The organism is Kutzneria sp. 744 (assembly GCF_000568255.1).
In the GTDB taxonomy this organism is placed as follows: Bacteria; Actinomycetota; Actinomycetes; order Mycobacteriales; family Pseudonocardiaceae; genus Kutzneria.
Map to the genome: position 1 here is coordinate 4393570 of NZ_KK037166.1, position 14261 is coordinate 4407830.

Here is a 14261-nt window from a genome sequence, read left to right on the forward strand (position 1 = left end):
CAAGCCCCAGGACGGCCCGGCCGTGATGCCCGTCGTGGTGATCAGCGGCCCGTCCGGGATCGGCAAGACCAGCCTGGCCATCCGGGTCGCCGGCCGGGTGCGGTCGACCTACCCCGACGGCCAGCTCTACGTCGACCTGGACGCCTCCGAGCGGGCTGGAACGTCGTCGGGCGAGATCCTGGCCCGCTTCCTGCGCGCCACCGGGCTGCCGCCGCAGGAGGTGCCCGCGTCGGCCGACGAACGGCTGGACCTGTTCCGCAGCCGCCTCGCCGCCCGCCGGGTGTTGTTGTTGCTGGACAACGTGATCACGCTCGCCCAGCTGAACTCGCTGCTGCCCGGCGGCTCCGCCTGCGGCGTCATCGTCACCAGCCGCCGGCGGCTGGTCGCCTTCCCCCCGCGGCGGGAGTCCACCTCGAACCACTGTCCACTTCGGATGCCGTGACGCTGCTGGGCACCACCGCCGGCGCCGACCGCGTGACGGCCGATCCGTTGACCGCCGAGCACATCGTCGAACTGTGTGGCCGCCTTCCGCTGGCGGTCCGCACCGCCGGCGCCAAGCTGGCCATCCATCCACAGTGGACCGTGCGCGAGCTGGAACGGCGGCTGGCCGGGGAACGCGAACGCCTCGACGTGCTCGACGCCGGCGAGCTGCGGGTGCGGTCGAGCATCGCGCTGGGCCTGGACGGCCTGCCCGAGGTCGGCCGGTGCGCCTTCCGGCGGCTCAGCCTGCTCGACGCGCCCTCCTTCGGCACGTGGATGCTGGCCGCGGTGCTGGACGTTCCGGCGTCCACTGTGGAGCGTGTCGTCGAGACGCTGCTCACGCACTACCTCGTCGAGTCCATCGGCTCCGACCAGACCGGGCAGCCCCGTTACCGCATCCACCACCTGCTGCGCGTGTACGGGCGCGAGCTGGCCCTGGCCGAGGAGCAGCCCGACGAACAGGCCGCGCTGCTGCTGCGGGTGATGTCGGGCTGGCAGATCATGGTCAGCCGGGTCGAGACGCCGATGCTGTTCGGCGTGCTTCCCGTGCCGTTGCCCGACGACCACGGCTGGCAGCCGCCCGAGGACGCTGTGCTGGCGGCCGTCACGGACCCGGAGAACTGGATCGAGGCCGAGCAGGAAGCCATGGCCGCCGTGGTGGGCCAGGCCGCCGCGGCCGGGCTGGCCACCCACGCTTGCGCGCTGGCCGCCAGCCTGTTGTCCTTCCTGTCCGCCCGCAACCACTTCGTGGACTGGCTGCGAGCCCAGCAGGTCGCCGTCGACGCCGTCAGCCGGGTCAACGACCGCGCGGCCCGGGCGCCTTTGTTGGTGCGACTGGGCGAACTGGCCTACGAGCGCGACGCCCTGGCCGAGGCCGGCCAGTACTTCGCCCGCGCCATCGAGGAGTTCGAGCTCGAAGGCGAGACCCAGGGCCTGGCCACCGCCCGCGCCGGGCTGGCCACCGTCCACAGTGAACGGGGTCGGTTCCGTGAGGCTATCTCCCTTTGCCAGCAGGCTTTGCCGACCTTCACCGCCGAGTCCGACGCCGCCGCGCTCGTCTACCTCCACAACGTCATCGCCCAGGTTCACCTGGAGCTCGGCGAGTTCTCCCCCGGCGCCGACGCCGCCCGTGCCGCCCTGGCCCTCGCCCAGTCCTCCGGCAACCGCCAGGCCGAGGCCTTCGCCCTGCGCAACCTCGGCCTGATCCACCGCGCCCAGGACGACATCCCGCCCGCCGTCGACTACTGCCGGCGTGCCCACACCCTGCTCACCGAGTTCGGCGGCCGGCTCAGCCGTGCCTACGCCTCCCTGTCGCTGGCCAAGTCTCTCATCCGCGCCGACCAGCACGAGGAGGCCAAGGCCCTGCTGGACTGGACCCTCGACACCTGCCGCGACCTGCGTGACGACTTCGGCCAGGCCCTCGCCCTGCGCACCTTCGCCGAACTCTGCCTGGCCCAGAGCTCCCTGTCCGCCTGCGAGACCTACGTGTCCGAGTCCCTCCGCCAGTGGCGCCGCATCCAGGCTCCCCTCTGGCACGCCCGAACCCTCACCGTCAAGGCCGACCTCGGCTGCCGCGAGCAGTACGAACTCCACGCCACGGTCGTGTCCCCCCCGGTAACCCCCGGCCGGTCACGGCAGGAGCAATTCCGGCACTGCCGCGACCAGATCTCGCGTATAGGCGCTCTGCGGTGTCGACAGCACCGCATCGGTCGCCCCCACTTCAACGACGCGGCCGCTGCGCACCACGAGCACACGGTGGCTGATGCGGCGGACCACCCGTAGGTCGTGGGATATGAACAACAAGGACATGCCGAAGTCGACTCGTAGCCGGTCGAGCAAGGCCAGCACCTGCTCCCGCACGACGGCGTCCAGCGCGGAAACCGGCTCATCGCACACGATCAGGCGAGGGCCGGTGGCCAGTGCCCTGGCGATGGCCAGGCGCTGCCGCTGCCCGCCGGACAGCTGGGCCGGCCGTCGCCGCAGGTGAGCCACGCTCAGTCCGACCAACTCCAGCAGTTCAACGGCCCGATCCCGACGAACCTTCCGGCCGCGCAGGTCGGTCGTCCCGAGCGCCTCGCCGAGGATCTGGGCCACGGTGAAACGAGGGTCGAAGGCGCTCAGCGGATCCTGCTGGATCAACTGGATCTCCCGGCGCCGGGGCCTTCGCGCCGACTCCGTGGCCGCACTCCACGGTTCGCCGTCCCACCACACGCCACCGCTGTCCGGCGGCAGCAGGCCGGTGACGATCCGCGCGACCGTGGACTTGCCCGAGCCGGACTCACCGACCATTCCGAGCACCTCCCCCGCGCGGACCTGGAACGAGACCTGGTCGACGGCCGCCATTCGCGTCCCGTCCGGCGCGCGGTAACGCTTGGACACCTCCCGTACGTCGAGCAGCACCTCGTCACCGCAGCGGGGATCGACACGACTGCCCGCACCGGCCGCGGCCAGCAGCGCGCGGGTGTGGTCGTGCCGCGGCCGGGCGAGCAGCTCACTCGTCGCGCCTTGCTCGACGATCGTGCCCGCGTGCATGACGGCGATCCGGTCCGCGAGCCGGGCGACCACCCCCAGATCGTGACTGATCAGCAGGATTGCGGTGCCACCGGCCTTCACCTTGCCCAGCAGCTCAAGCACCTCGGCCTGCACGGTCGGGTCCAGCGCTGTCGTCGGCTCGTCGGCGATCACCAGCTGCGGGCCGGCGGCCAGCGCCGAGGCCACGAGCACCCGCTGCCGTAGCCCACCGGAGAGCTGGTGCGGGTACTGTCGCGCGCGTAGTTCGGGATCGGGGACGGCTGCTGCCCCGAGCGCCTCGATGACCTGCTGCCTCCGTCTGGCTCGGTCACCTGTCCGGTGTGCACGGAGCGCCTCGTCGACCTCGAGGCCGACGGGTCGCAGCGGGTCGAGTGCGACGAGCGCGTCCTGGTTCACCAGACCGATGGACCGTCCCCTGATCCGACGCCAGCCGCGTTCGCCCAGCCCGGACAGGTCGACGCCCTGAATCTCCATGCGCCGAGCGGAAACCGACGCCCCGGCGCCGGCCAGGCCGATGAGGCTGCGGGCCGTGAGGCTCTTGCCGGAGCCCGACTCGCCGACGAGGGCGAGACACTCGCCCGCGCCGATCTCGAAGGACACGCCCCGAACCGCGATGGACGACCCGAAGGCGACCGCCAGGTCCGAGACGGCGATCAGCGGGCCGTTCGGTCCCTCAGCCGCCGGCTCAGCACGGTCAGCGACACCACCACGGTGGTGATCACCAAGCCGGGAAACGTCCCGGTCCACCAGGCCACCTCCAGATAGTCACGACTGCCGGCGAGCATCGCTCCCCACTCCGGAGTCGGCGGTCGCGGGGCCGAAACCGAGGAAGCTCAGCGCCGAACCCGAGATCACCGCCGTGCGACGCCGAGCGTCGCGAGCACACTCAACGGGCCCACCGTGTTCGGCACGATGTGCCGCAGCACCACCAGCGGCCACGGGACCCCGAGCACCCTGGCCGCCTCGACGAAGTCGGACCGCCGCACCACCAGCGCTCGCGACCGGACGACCCGGGCGTAGTGCGGCATCGTGGCGAGCCCGATCGCCAGCAGCGCGTTGACGGTGCCAGGACCGATCACGGCCGCGACCAGCAGCGCCAGCAGCAATTCGGGAAACGCCAGCAACGCGTCGACGACCCGCATGAGCACCAGGTCCACAGCTCGGCCGCCGAGCGTGGCGGCGACGCCGACGACGGCGCCGGTCAGCGCGCCGACGGCCGTGGCGCCGAGGCCGATCGCCAGCGACGCGCCGGCGGCGTAGACGGTGCGGGCGAAGACGTCACGACCCAACTCGTCGGTGCCGAACAGGTGCTGGTGTCCGGGCGGCCGCAGCGCGTCGAGCACGTCGGTGTCGACGGGAGACAGGCCGGTGACCAGTTCGGGCCGAATCGCCGCCACGGCGATGGCCACCAGGGCAAGGCCGGCCAGTAGCGGTCCCAACACTCGCGTCACGCGTCACGCAGCCGCGGGTCGATGATCACGTACAGCAGATCGACGACCAGGTTGATCACCACGAAAACGCCGGCCGTGAGCAGCACGACGCCGGTGACGACCGGCATGTCCCTGCTCTCCACGGCCGTGACGGCAAGGCGGCCGATGCCCTGGCGCGCGAAAACGGTCTCGACAACGGGCCGCGCCGCCCAGCAACGTGCCCAGCATCCAGCCGGTCAAGGTGACGGTCGGCGCCAGGGCGTGTCGAAGCACGTGCCGCAGGCGTAACGCGGTCTCCGTTACTCCACGGGCCTTGACGCTGACGACGAAGGGCAGGGCGAGCACGTCCTCGAACCCCTCCCGCAGCACCCGCGCGAGTATCGCCGCCATGGGCAGGGCCAACGTCACCGCCGGCAGCACCAGCGAGGCCAGGCCCCAGTCACCGGCGACCGGGAAGATGTGCAGGCTGTGCGCGAAGAACGTCAGCAGCAGGATGCCCAGCCAGTACGACGGCGTCGAGGCCAGAACGAGTTCAAGGGCCGACACCATGCGCCGTGCGACCGTGTCATGCCCCGCCGTCGTGAGCACGGCGACGACGGCGAGCACGATCGCCAGCAACGCCGACAGGGCGGCCAGTGAGGCGGTGGACGGCAGCTGCTCGCCGATGAGCTGACCCACCGGCGCCTGTAGCCGGTAGGACTCGCCCAGGTCCGTCGACAGCAGCCGGCCGAGGAATTTGGCATAGCGGACCGGGATCGGCTCATCGAACCCGAACGCCTCGACGATCTGCCGCCGCAGCGCGGGGGAAGCACTGACGGAGCCGCCCAGCAGGGTGTCGACGGGATCGCCGGGGATGAGCGTCATGGCGGCGAACGACAGCGTCGCCGCGCACCAGATGACCAGCACACCGGCGGCCAGACGCGTCACGACGTGCCGGGCGATCCGGTTCATCGGACCGCCTCGATCCACACGTCGTGCAACTGCGGCCAGGCGTTCGTGTCGAAGCCGGGTCCGTGCACGGTGCGGGCCAGCCCCATGATGCGGCTGTGCACATAGGTCGGCAGCACGACGGCCTGGTCGACCGCGCGCTGTTGGACCCTCGTGTACGCCGCATCACGCGCCGCGGGGTCCGCGGTGGCGCCGGCGCCGACAAGCCAGGCGTCGATCTGCGGATCGGCCAGCCGCGCGCCGTTGGCACCGCCGTCGGTGAACTGCTGGTCCGACGCGAGCACCATGTCGAGCACCGAGGGGTCGGCTCGCTCCCAGCTGAATCCGATGATGTCGTAGTCACCGCCGTCGCGACGGGCCGAGTAGGCGCCGGCGTCCAGCGGCTCCAGCTCGACGTCCACGCCGACCTTGCGCAACTGGTCCTGGACCGCGACCGCGAGCACATCGCGCTGCTCGCGGACGAGACTCTGGTTGTAGGGCCACCGGACGGTCAGGCGCCGGCCCTGCTCGGTCCGATACCCGTCGGCGTCCCGGCCGGTGTAGCCCAGCTCGTCCAGCAGCCGGCTCGCCTCGGCGGGATCGGGGTTCCAGTGGTGTTCACCGGCCGGCTGGTAGCCCGGAGTCGCCGGACTGAGCGGGTTCCATGCCCGTTCGTACTGTCCGAAGTAGACGGCCCGCACGGTCTGGTCCATGTCCACCGCGCGCTGGATCGCGACGCGGGCCCTCGGATCGTCGAACGGAGCACGCCTCGTGTTCAGATACAGGGCGTAGTTCACGCCGGGCGAGTCGTGCCTGCTGACCGTGAAGCGGTGATCCGAGGTCAGCGCGGCCACGTCGACAGGCGCGACGGCGTCCACCACCTCCGCGGCACCGCTTTGCAGTGCCCCCATGCGCACCGAGCTTTCCGGCAGGAACAGCACCACTATTCGGGCCAGGTAGGCGGGGCCGGGATGCGCGGCCGTCACCGGCGCCCAGTCGTAGTCGGGATTCCGGTCGAACTCGGCGCGCTGGCCCCGCACCCAGCGGGTGAAGCGGAACGGTCCGGTGCCCACGGAGGCATCCGCGCCCGCACACAGTCGATCCTTCTTCTGCCGCAACGCCTTCGGCGACTCCATGCCGAGATACGTGGTGCTCACGGCCTGCAGGAACGCCGAGTACGGCCGGGCCAGCACAACCTGGGCGACCAGCGGACCGAGCACGGTCGTCCCGACATAGGGCCCCAACAGGTCGACCGCGTACTGGGATCTGGTCTCCTTCGCCACGATGTGGTCGAAGTTCGCCTTGACACTGTCCGCGTCGAACGGGGCGCCGTCCTGGAACCGCACGCCCGGCCGGAGCATGAACGTGTAGGTCCGGCCGTCGGGTGAGATCGTCCACGACCGGGCGAGCCACGGGCGGAAGGCGCCGCCCGGCGCCTGGGCCACCAGCGAGTCGAACACGCTGCGCTGGATGACCGCCGTGATGTCAGCGGAGCTGACGTGGGGGTCGAGGCAGGGCGGCTCGGTGTCGACGGCGAAGGTGAGCGTGCCTCCGGCAACGGGCCCGGTGTCCAGGCCGGAGCCGCCCGCCGGCGCACACGCCGCCAGGCCGAGCAGGAGGACCGCGCCGATCGCTGGTGATCGCATCGCCACGAGTCTGTGGGCCCGGGCAGGGCACAGCCAGACCGGTGTTTGTCCTGATACTTCTGCTCATCGGATGACCGTCACCGTGACGGAGCGCTCCGCCTGCACTACAGTGAGAGACAACGAGCGCTGTCGTATCTTGGGGGATCAACAGTGTCGGAATCAGCCAGGCGCCGCAAGCTCGGGGCCTTTCTTCGCGCCCATCGCGAACACGTCAAACCGTCGGATATCGGACTGCCGGGCACTATTCGCCGCCGAACACCAGGCCTGCGGCGGGAAGAGGTCGCCGCACTCGCCGGTATCGGGCTGGCCTGGTACACCTGGCTGGAACAGGGCCGGGTCGCCGCGTCCAAGCGGGTGCTGGACGCGCTGGCCGTCGCGCTGCGCCTGGACGAGGACGCGCACCGGCACATGCTGTCGCTGGCCGGACTCCAACCGCCCGACTCGGACGAGGACGACGGTTCGGTCGGCGAGCTGCTGCAGCCGGTGCTGGACGGCTGGCCGACGAGCCCGGCGCTGCTGCTGGACCGGCGGCTGGACGTCATCGCCTGGAACGAGGCCTACTCGGCCCTGTGGACCGATCCCGAGCTGCTGCCGAGGTCCCGGCGCAACGCGTTGTGGATCATGGTGGGCGACCCGGTCGTGCAGAAGTCGCTCACCGACTGGGAACCCTTCGCGAAGGCGGTGGCGACACAGTTCCGCGCGCAGGCCGACCGCTACCCCGACGACGAGCGGATCCGCCAGATCTACTCGATCCTCAACCGGGACAACCCCGAGCTGGCGCACTGGTGGGCCTGCCACACCGTGCGCACGTTCACCACGCGGCCGGTGCGGGTGACGCTGAGCGGGGTCGGCGACGTCGACCTGGTGTGCTCGATGTTCCGCCCGGTGGACAACCTCGACTCCGTCGTGCTGCTGCTCACACCGGCCCGGGCGATCGACCACCAGCGGGTGTCGCGGGTGATCGATCGCCACCGTCGGCGTGAACAGGCCGGCTGATCCGCTCAGCCGGCCGCCTTGACACAACGCCACAGCCGCACCGGGATATCCGTCACGTGGCCCAGTTCCCGCATGCGGCGTTCGGCGACCTCGCCCAGCGCGTCGAAGAAGTCCTGCTCGCGCCCCGGGCCGGCCATCCGGCTGTAGTAGGTGCCGAACGTCGCGGCGTGGAACCGTTGGTACTCCTGCGCATCACGCGGCCGCATCACGGCGTTGCGGTCGGAGACGGCATCGACCGTGAAGCGGGCGCCGAGCAGGTCCGCGAGCGTCGACGTGGGCAGCGTCCGGACGCCGATCGGCACGACTCCCGCGCGGTCGAAGACGCCCGGCACGGACTCGGTCGGAACTCCCGTCGCCACCAGCGCCTCGCGGACCACCTCGTCCGTGCCGCCGAACCCGTCGCCATCGGCCGCCGGGTGATAGGTGGTGAGCAGGAAAACCCCGCCGGGCAGCAGGTGCTCGTCGACCCACCGCAGCGCGGCGTCCTCGTCCGGGTGCAACCAGTGCAGCACCGCGGTCATCGTGACGAGATCGCTGCGGAAGTCCAGGGCCGGATCGTCCACCAGGTCGGCCTCGATCAGCCGCACCCGGCGCCCGGGCGCTTCGAGCACGCCTCGGGTGTGCTCCAGCCGGTGCGCCGACTTCTCCAGCCCCACCACCGTTTCGATGCTCGGCATCCGCTCCAGGGCGCCCAGCAACAGCGAACCCGTGCCGCACCCCAGATCGATGATGCCCCGCGGGGCCGGCGGCGCGAACCCCAGAACCCAGTCCTGGTCACGGATCTGCAGCAGCTTGCTGGCTTCCTCGTAGCCACCCGACACGGCGGCCTGGCTCAGGATCCCACTGGTCATGTCCGTCCCCTCCTACTCCGGCCGGCCGAGCGGCTGGGAGATCAGGCTTTTGATCCGTTCGAGCACCGCCGACTGGTCGTGCCGCCGCAGCAGGTTGATGCGGTTGCGGGTGATGTCGCCGCGGTGCACGAACTCGTAGAGGTCCTGCCGCTGGCCGAACCCGTCCTGGGTGAGGTCCCAGGCCAGCCGGAACAGCCTGGACTTCAGATCCGCCGGCATGGTCTTGCCGTGCATGTACCGGTCGAGGAAGGGGCGCAGTTCGGGATTGGCCAGATCGGCCTCGCTCGGCTGCATGAGGATCCCGGAGGAGCCGACCCGCCGCACGATCTCCACCGCGCGGCTGGCGATCTGCGCCGCCCACACGGCCGCGGCCGGTGTGGCCGCCGGCGCCAGCAGGCCGCCGTCGGTCCGCACGGCGCCGGCCTCACCGGCCGCCAGGAAGTAGCCCAGCATGTCCACGTAGCCGGCCAGTTCGCCGAGGTCCTCCTGCACGTTGCGGAAACCGTCCACGCCGATGGACTCCGCGAGCAGCGTGGCCACGCCGAGCAGAGTGCGCAGCCGCTCCTGGTAGCGCACCTGGCCCACGTACTGGCTCCAGGCGTTGATGCGAGCAAACCCTTGGCGCGCAAGGGCTCCGTCGTGCATCAGGAACACCCGGTGCCACGGCACGAGCACGTCGTCGAAAAACAGCATCGAGTCCTGCTCGTCCAGCTTGGCCCCGAAGGGATGCGCGTGGCCGTGCGGGGCGGCGCCGAGCGGTTCCCGGCAGAGCACCTTGAGCCCGGGAGTGTTGATCGGAACGGCGAACCAGATGACGAAGCGTTCCGCGCTCCGGTCGGCGAACGACGTCGACAGGTACACCAGCACCTCATGGGCGAACGGCGCCAGTGTCGTCAGCTGCTTGGCGCCGCGGACGACCACGCCGCCGTCGTTCTCCGAGATGACGCGCAACGCGTGATCCGGGTGGTCGACCGGATTCGCGCTCCGGTCGATCTGCGGGTCGCCCAAGGCATGCGCCAGCACCAGGTCGTTCTCGCTGCAGTAGCGGTGGTAGTCGGCCGCGTGCTGGCCGAACCCCGCCCGGTTGAGCTCCAGGTGCTCGCGGAAGTCGTAGAGCCCCACGGCAACGGTGGCCATGACGCCGGGGAACGGCCGTGCTGCCCCCAGGTCTCGCGCATCCACGCTTCCGCGTTGTGGCGCTTCGCCGTCAACTCGTCCGCGGTGCGCGGCAGCTGGTAGGCCCGGCTGATCCTGGTGCCGGTCTCGGGTGACTCCACGGTCAGCACATCGCGCAGTTGCGGATCGTGCTGCAGGTCGAACAGCCGGGCCATCTCGTCGACGGCGCCGTGGAAGGCCGGATGCTCCGCGACGTTGGCGATCCGCTGCCCGTCCAGCCACACCTCCCGTCCGTCGTCGAGACTCGCCCGGTACCTCCGGCCGTCGAGCACGCCACCGTCCCGTGTGGACACTGTGGTTGCTTCGGTGATCGTCATTGATGGGCTCCATCGGGGAACGCGGTGATCCACTGGTAGCCGCTGCGGTAGTACACCAGCGGCTCACCGGAACTGGCTCCGGCGGCGAGGGCACGGCCGACGAGGATCTGGTGGTCGCCGGCGGTCACCGACTCGTCCAGTCGGCAGTCGAAGTAGCTCAGGCAGTCGTCGACCACCGGCGCGCCGGTGGCGACCGAGGTCATCGGCACCGTCGGGAAGGACTCGGCGGCACGCCCGTTTCCCGGCGCGGCGAAGTGCTGGGATATCGCCTGCTGCTCGCGCCGCAGGACGCTGACGGCGAACCGGGAGGACGCGTGGATCGCCGCGACGAGCGGGCTGGCGGCGGCGACGCACACCGAGACCAGCAAGGGGTTCAACGACACCGAGCTGAAGGAGGACACGGTCTTGGCGAACACCTCGTCGCCGCACGGGTCGTCACCACGGTCACGCCGGAGGCGAACCCGCGGGCGGCGAGTTTGAACTCCTCAATGGACAGTTGAGCGACTCGTACGGTCATTCCACCCGCCCCGTGTCGTCCGGCTCGGACGCGACCACGTCCCAGCGACAGCCGTGGCTGTCGCCGGAGGTGGTCAGCCGATGGGTCGCGACCTGACCTTTGGCCCGCACGTTGGCCGCGATCGCCTTCGTGCAGTACGTGCACGGCGAATCGAGGGTGATCGGCACACCGTTGCGTCGCGCCCGTTCCCGGTAGTCCCAGATCGCGCAGTGCGAGATCACGATCGAGGAGCCGGCCGGCGCGCTGCGCACGACCTCGTAGTCCGAGGCGTACAGCTCCGCCTGGCGGCCGATGCGCCCGACGGTGTCCGCGGTTCCCCCACCGTGGTCGGGTTCGACGTCCCGGTAGCTCTCCGCGTTGGCCAACGCCCAGTCGGCGAGCGCATCCTCGCCGTAGCGCGCCACCAGGAACTTCTCCATCACTGCCTGGGCGAAGAAGAACGCACGCTGCCAGGCGGTCGGATCGGCGCTGCCCGGATCGGGTAGTCGGATGAAGATGTCGGCCCGTACCCGCAGCCAGTCGGCGACGTGCGCCTGCCCCGCGCGCTCGGTCAGGAACCGGGTCATGCCGGTCTCGGCCTCGAACATCCGCTGTCGCCACAGGGCCGCCTTCTCGGTGTCGTTCATGACAACCCGAGCGGTCCGGCGCAGGTCCGGCGAGACGGTCACGATCCTCACATCCCCTCGACGAGCGCGGGCGAGCAGGCCAGGGGACGGTCCACCGCGCCGAGCACCCGGCCGGCGGATCGCATGAGCTCGTCGAACTCCTTGGCCGTCAACGCCTGGTCGGCGTCGCACAGCGCGTTGTGGGCATCGGTGTGGACGTCGACGAGCAGTCCGTCGGCCCCGGCCGCCGCCGCGGCCAGCGCCAGCGGGCGCACCAGCCACGACCGGCCGGTGCCATGGCTCGGGTCCACGATCACCGGCAGATGACTCTGCCGCTTGACCACGGCCACCGCGCTGAGATCGAGCGTGAAGCGGGTGGCGGGTTCGAACGTCCGGATGCCACGCTCGCAGAGCACGACATTGCCGTTGCCCTCCCGGAGCACGTACTCGGCGGCGGCCAGCCACTCGTCGACGGTGGCGGCCAGGCCGCGCTTGAGCAGGGTCGGATGCCCACTGCGGCCGACTTCCCGCAGCAGGGGGAAGTTCTGCATGTTCCGGGCCCCGATCTGGAGCATGTCGGCCCGCTCCGCGACCGGCCCGACCTGCGCGGGTTCGAGCACCTCGGTCACCACCGGCAGCCCGGTCCGCGCGCGCTGCTCGGCCAGCAGCTCCAGGCCGGCCGGCCCCAGTCCCTGGAAGCTGTACGGCGAACTCCGCGGCTTGAAGGCCCCGCCACGCAACATCGTCGCCCCGGACAGCGCCACCGCGGCGGCCACATCGGCCAGCTGCTCGCCGTTCTCCACCGCGCACGGTCCCGCGGCGACGACGAACTCCGGCCCGCCGATCACGACGTCGCCGACCCGCACCGTCGAGTCCGCGGACCGATAGGCCCGGCTGCCCAGGCGCGAGGATCCCCCGATGACCAGGACCTCCGCCACGCCCCGCAGCGCCTGGATCCGCTCGATGATCTCGGGCATCGGCGCCCGCTCGGCGATGAGGGCCACTCGCCCGTCCTGGACGCAGGCCGTCGTCCTGACGCCGAACGTCCCGAGCTCGGCCACTACCCGATCGACCTGTTCGGAGATCGAATGCCGCTCCATGAAGACGATCACGGACACCCCCTTGTCGTCGTTGGCGCGCCTCGGCGGGACGGTTCCTGCGACCGCCCGAGCCGGACAGCGGCGACTGTGTCAGGGCCCGCTTACCGCACCCTTTCGTGCGGACTTCGGCACTGGCTCAGCCGGCGACACGAGCCGACGTGAGGCAGGCGGAGCCGCCGGTGTCACGCTGCTGACCGCCCGAGGTGGCGCCTCGGATCCGGTCCAGCCACTTCAGCGCGCAGGTCTGCTCCAGCAGATGCCCGGTTCTTCGGTGCGACCTCAGCGCCTGCTCGACCCGATCCCGCGACTGGCCGTACTGCTCGGCGTCGAAGTGCACGGCCGCGAGCACCGCGAGGGCTTTGCCCTCCAGCAACCGCAGACCGCTGCGGTTGGCGATGTCCAGCGCGTCACGGCCGTGCTGGAAGGCCGCCGAGTTGCGGTCGGCGTGGCGATAGGTCAGCGCCAGCCCGATGCGGGCCTCCACCTCGGTCTGCCGGTGCCCGACCCGCCGGCTCAACGCGAGCGCGTTCAGGTGGTGGTGCTCGGCCGGCTGGACCCGTTTGCGGATGCGCTGGACGTCGCCGAGTGCGTTGAGCGCCTTCGCCTCCGCGATGGGATTCCCGATGTCCCGGGCCAGCGCCAGCGCCTGCCCGGCATGGGCGTCCGCGAGGGTGGGGTCGTTGCGGTACCGGTGGACCACCGAGAGGCCGCAGTGCGACATCGCCTCGTCGTGGCGGGCGCCCAGCTCCCGACTCCGGTCCAGCGCGCGGTCGAGGTGGTCCAGAGCCTCGTCCAGCCGGCCGAGATCGAGGCAGAGCGCGCCCAGCCGGCTCAGGCTGTGCGGCTCGGTGTGCCGAACCCCCAGCCGGCGATCCAGCTTCAGCGCGGAATCGACGTGGCCGAAGGCGTCCTCCAGCTCGCCGAGGCTGTGCTGCGCGGACGCGAGGTTGCGCAGGGTCTCGGCCTCGGCGTGCCGCAGACCGAAGATGCGAGCGATGGCCAGCGCGTCGGCGAGCAGCGACAGGCCCTGCGCCGAGCGCCCGGTGACCTGGCACAGCACACCCAGCGCGTTGAGCGCGGCGACCTCGAAGTCCTTCGCCCCCAACCGGCGGGCGCCGGTCAGCGCCTTGGTCAGTTCGACCTCGGACTCCTCGTAGCCGGCCTGGCACCGGTAGGCGATGCCGAGGCTCAGCCGCATTCCGGTCTGCGCGAAGACATCCCCCTCCCGGGTGGCCGCCCTGAGCCCGGCGCGCGTCGCCGCGAACCAGTCGCCGTAGTACCCGCCCGACAGGAAGTGCGCACGCAGGGCGTCGGCCAGTCGCCAGCTCACCGATCCCAGCTGGTTGGCGCTGGCGTGTTGGACCGCCGCGACCAGGTTGCCCCGTTCGGCCTGCAACCAGCTCGCGGCCTCGCGCTCGCCGATCGGCGCCGGGGTGCTGCCCTCCGCGGGCAGCCGGGCGGCCCCCGGATAACAGGCTCGGGCGGAGGCGTCGGCGCGGCGCAGGTACCAGGTGAGCAGCCGGTCGACGGCGGCGGCGCGATCGTGTTCGGGCTCGTCGGTCCTGGCCCGTTCCGCCGCGTACAGGCGGAGCAGGTCATGGCACCGGTAGCGGCCGGTCGTGTGGGCCTGGACGACGTTGGCGGCGGCCAACTCGTCCAGGATCCGGTCGGCGTCGGCCACCGA

The 14261-nt window shown here is 71.2% G+C and carries 13 protein-coding genes and 3 pseudogenes; 3 read left to right on the forward strand and 13 right to left on the reverse strand.

All coding sequences use genetic code 11. The features are described from left to right. The coding region (locus tag KUTG_RS53615; protein WP_198047228.1) for an AAA family ATPase at window positions 1-442 on the forward strand (442 nt) is incomplete at its 5' end. 683 nt (window positions 443-1125) lie between these two features. Next, window positions 1126-1971: pseudogene (locus KUTG_RS63720) on the forward strand (tetratricopeptide repeat protein); the annotation flags it as partial. A gap of 138 nt (window positions 1972-2109) precedes the next feature. On the opposite strand, the gene nikE reads toward KUTG_RS63720, so the two are convergent. From nikE to KUTG_RS19820, 6 genes and pseudogenes are all read right to left on the reverse strand, one after another. Beyond that, a complete protein-coding gene (nikE, locus tag KUTG_RS56450) occupies window positions 2110-3612 on the reverse strand; it encodes a nickel ABC transporter ATP-binding protein NikE (protein WP_232240866.1) in 1503 nt (500 codons plus the stop codon). Between the two features lie 53 nt (window positions 3613-3665). After that, window positions 3666-3797 (reverse strand): hypothetical protein, encoded by a 132-nt coding sequence (locus KUTG_RS65250; RefSeq protein WP_255360884.1) that lies wholly within the window; start codon window positions 3795-3797, stop codon window positions 3666-3668. A 66-nt stretch (window positions 3798-3863) separates the two neighbouring features. Beyond that, a complete protein-coding gene (locus KUTG_RS19810) occupies window positions 3864-4463 on the reverse strand; it encodes an ABC transporter permease (RefSeq protein ID WP_198047229.1) in 600 nt (199 codons plus the stop codon). Beyond that, a complete protein-coding gene (locus KUTG_RS63725) occupies window positions 4460-4585 on the reverse strand; it encodes a hypothetical protein (RefSeq protein WP_369794482.1) in 126 nt (41 codons plus the stop codon). The genes KUTG_RS19810 and KUTG_RS63725 overlap by 4 nt, the downstream gene beginning before the upstream one ends. Window positions 4586-4700: 115 nt before the next feature. After that, window positions 4701-5393, reverse strand: a pseudogene (locus KUTG_RS19815) (ABC transporter permease); the annotation flags it as partial. Beyond that, window positions 5390-7015 (reverse strand): ABC transporter substrate-binding protein, encoded by a 1626-nt coding sequence (locus KUTG_RS19820; protein WP_052396625.1) that lies wholly within the window; start codon window positions 7013-7015, stop codon window positions 5390-5392. The gene KUTG_RS19820 and the pseudogene KUTG_RS19815, both read right to left, overlap by 4 nt. Before the next feature lie 150 nt (window positions 7016-7165). Here KUTG_RS19820 and KUTG_RS19825 point away from each other — a divergent pair, with 150 nt between their 5' ends. Beyond that, complete coding sequence (locus tag KUTG_RS19825; RefSeq protein ID WP_043718736.1) at window positions 7166-8011, forward strand: helix-turn-helix transcriptional regulator; 846 nt, start codon at window positions 7166-7168, stop codon at window positions 8009-8011. A gap of 5 nt (window positions 8012-8016) precedes the next feature. Here the strand turns inward: KUTG_RS19825 and KUTG_RS19830 are convergent, their stop codons facing one another. The 7 genes and pseudogenes from KUTG_RS19830 to KUTG_RS61440 all read right to left on the reverse strand — a co-directional run. After that, on the reverse strand, window positions 8017-8862 hold the full coding sequence (locus KUTG_RS19830; RefSeq protein ID WP_043718738.1) for a class I SAM-dependent methyltransferase: 846 nt from the start codon (window positions 8860-8862) through the stop codon (window positions 8017-8019). Window positions 8863-8874: 12 nt separating this feature from the next. Then, on the reverse strand, window positions 8875-9555 hold the full coding sequence (locus KUTG_RS66295) for a 4-hydroxyphenylacetate 3-hydroxylase C-terminal domain-containing protein (RefSeq protein WP_369794646.1): 681 nt from the start codon (window positions 9553-9555) through the stop codon (window positions 8875-8877). 12 nt (window positions 9556-9567) lie between these two features. After that, window positions 9568-10355: pseudogene (locus KUTG_RS66300) on the reverse strand (4-hydroxyphenylacetate 3-hydroxylase N-terminal domain-containing protein); the annotation flags it as partial. Continuing rightward, complete coding sequence (locus KUTG_RS19840; RefSeq protein WP_052395007.1) at window positions 10352-10771, reverse strand: flavin reductase family protein; 420 nt, start codon at window positions 10769-10771, stop codon at window positions 10352-10354. The gene KUTG_RS19840 and the pseudogene KUTG_RS66300, both read right to left, overlap by 4 nt. A gap of 97 nt (window positions 10772-10868) precedes the next feature. Then, window positions 10869-11540 (reverse strand): hypothetical protein, encoded by a 672-nt coding sequence (locus KUTG_RS19845; RefSeq protein ID WP_157494650.1) that lies wholly within the window; start codon window positions 11538-11540, stop codon window positions 10869-10871. A 5-nt stretch (window positions 11541-11545) separates the two neighbouring features. Next, entirely contained in the window at window positions 11546-12589 is a 1044-nt protein-coding gene (gene aroF, locus KUTG_RS19850; RefSeq protein WP_043729976.1) for a 3-deoxy-7-phosphoheptulonate synthase, read from the reverse strand. 124 nt (window positions 12590-12713) lie between these two features. After that, window positions 12714-14261, reverse strand: a 1548-nt coding sequence (locus KUTG_RS61440) for a tetratricopeptide repeat protein (RefSeq protein ID WP_043718740.1), incomplete at its 5' end; no start/stop codon positions are given.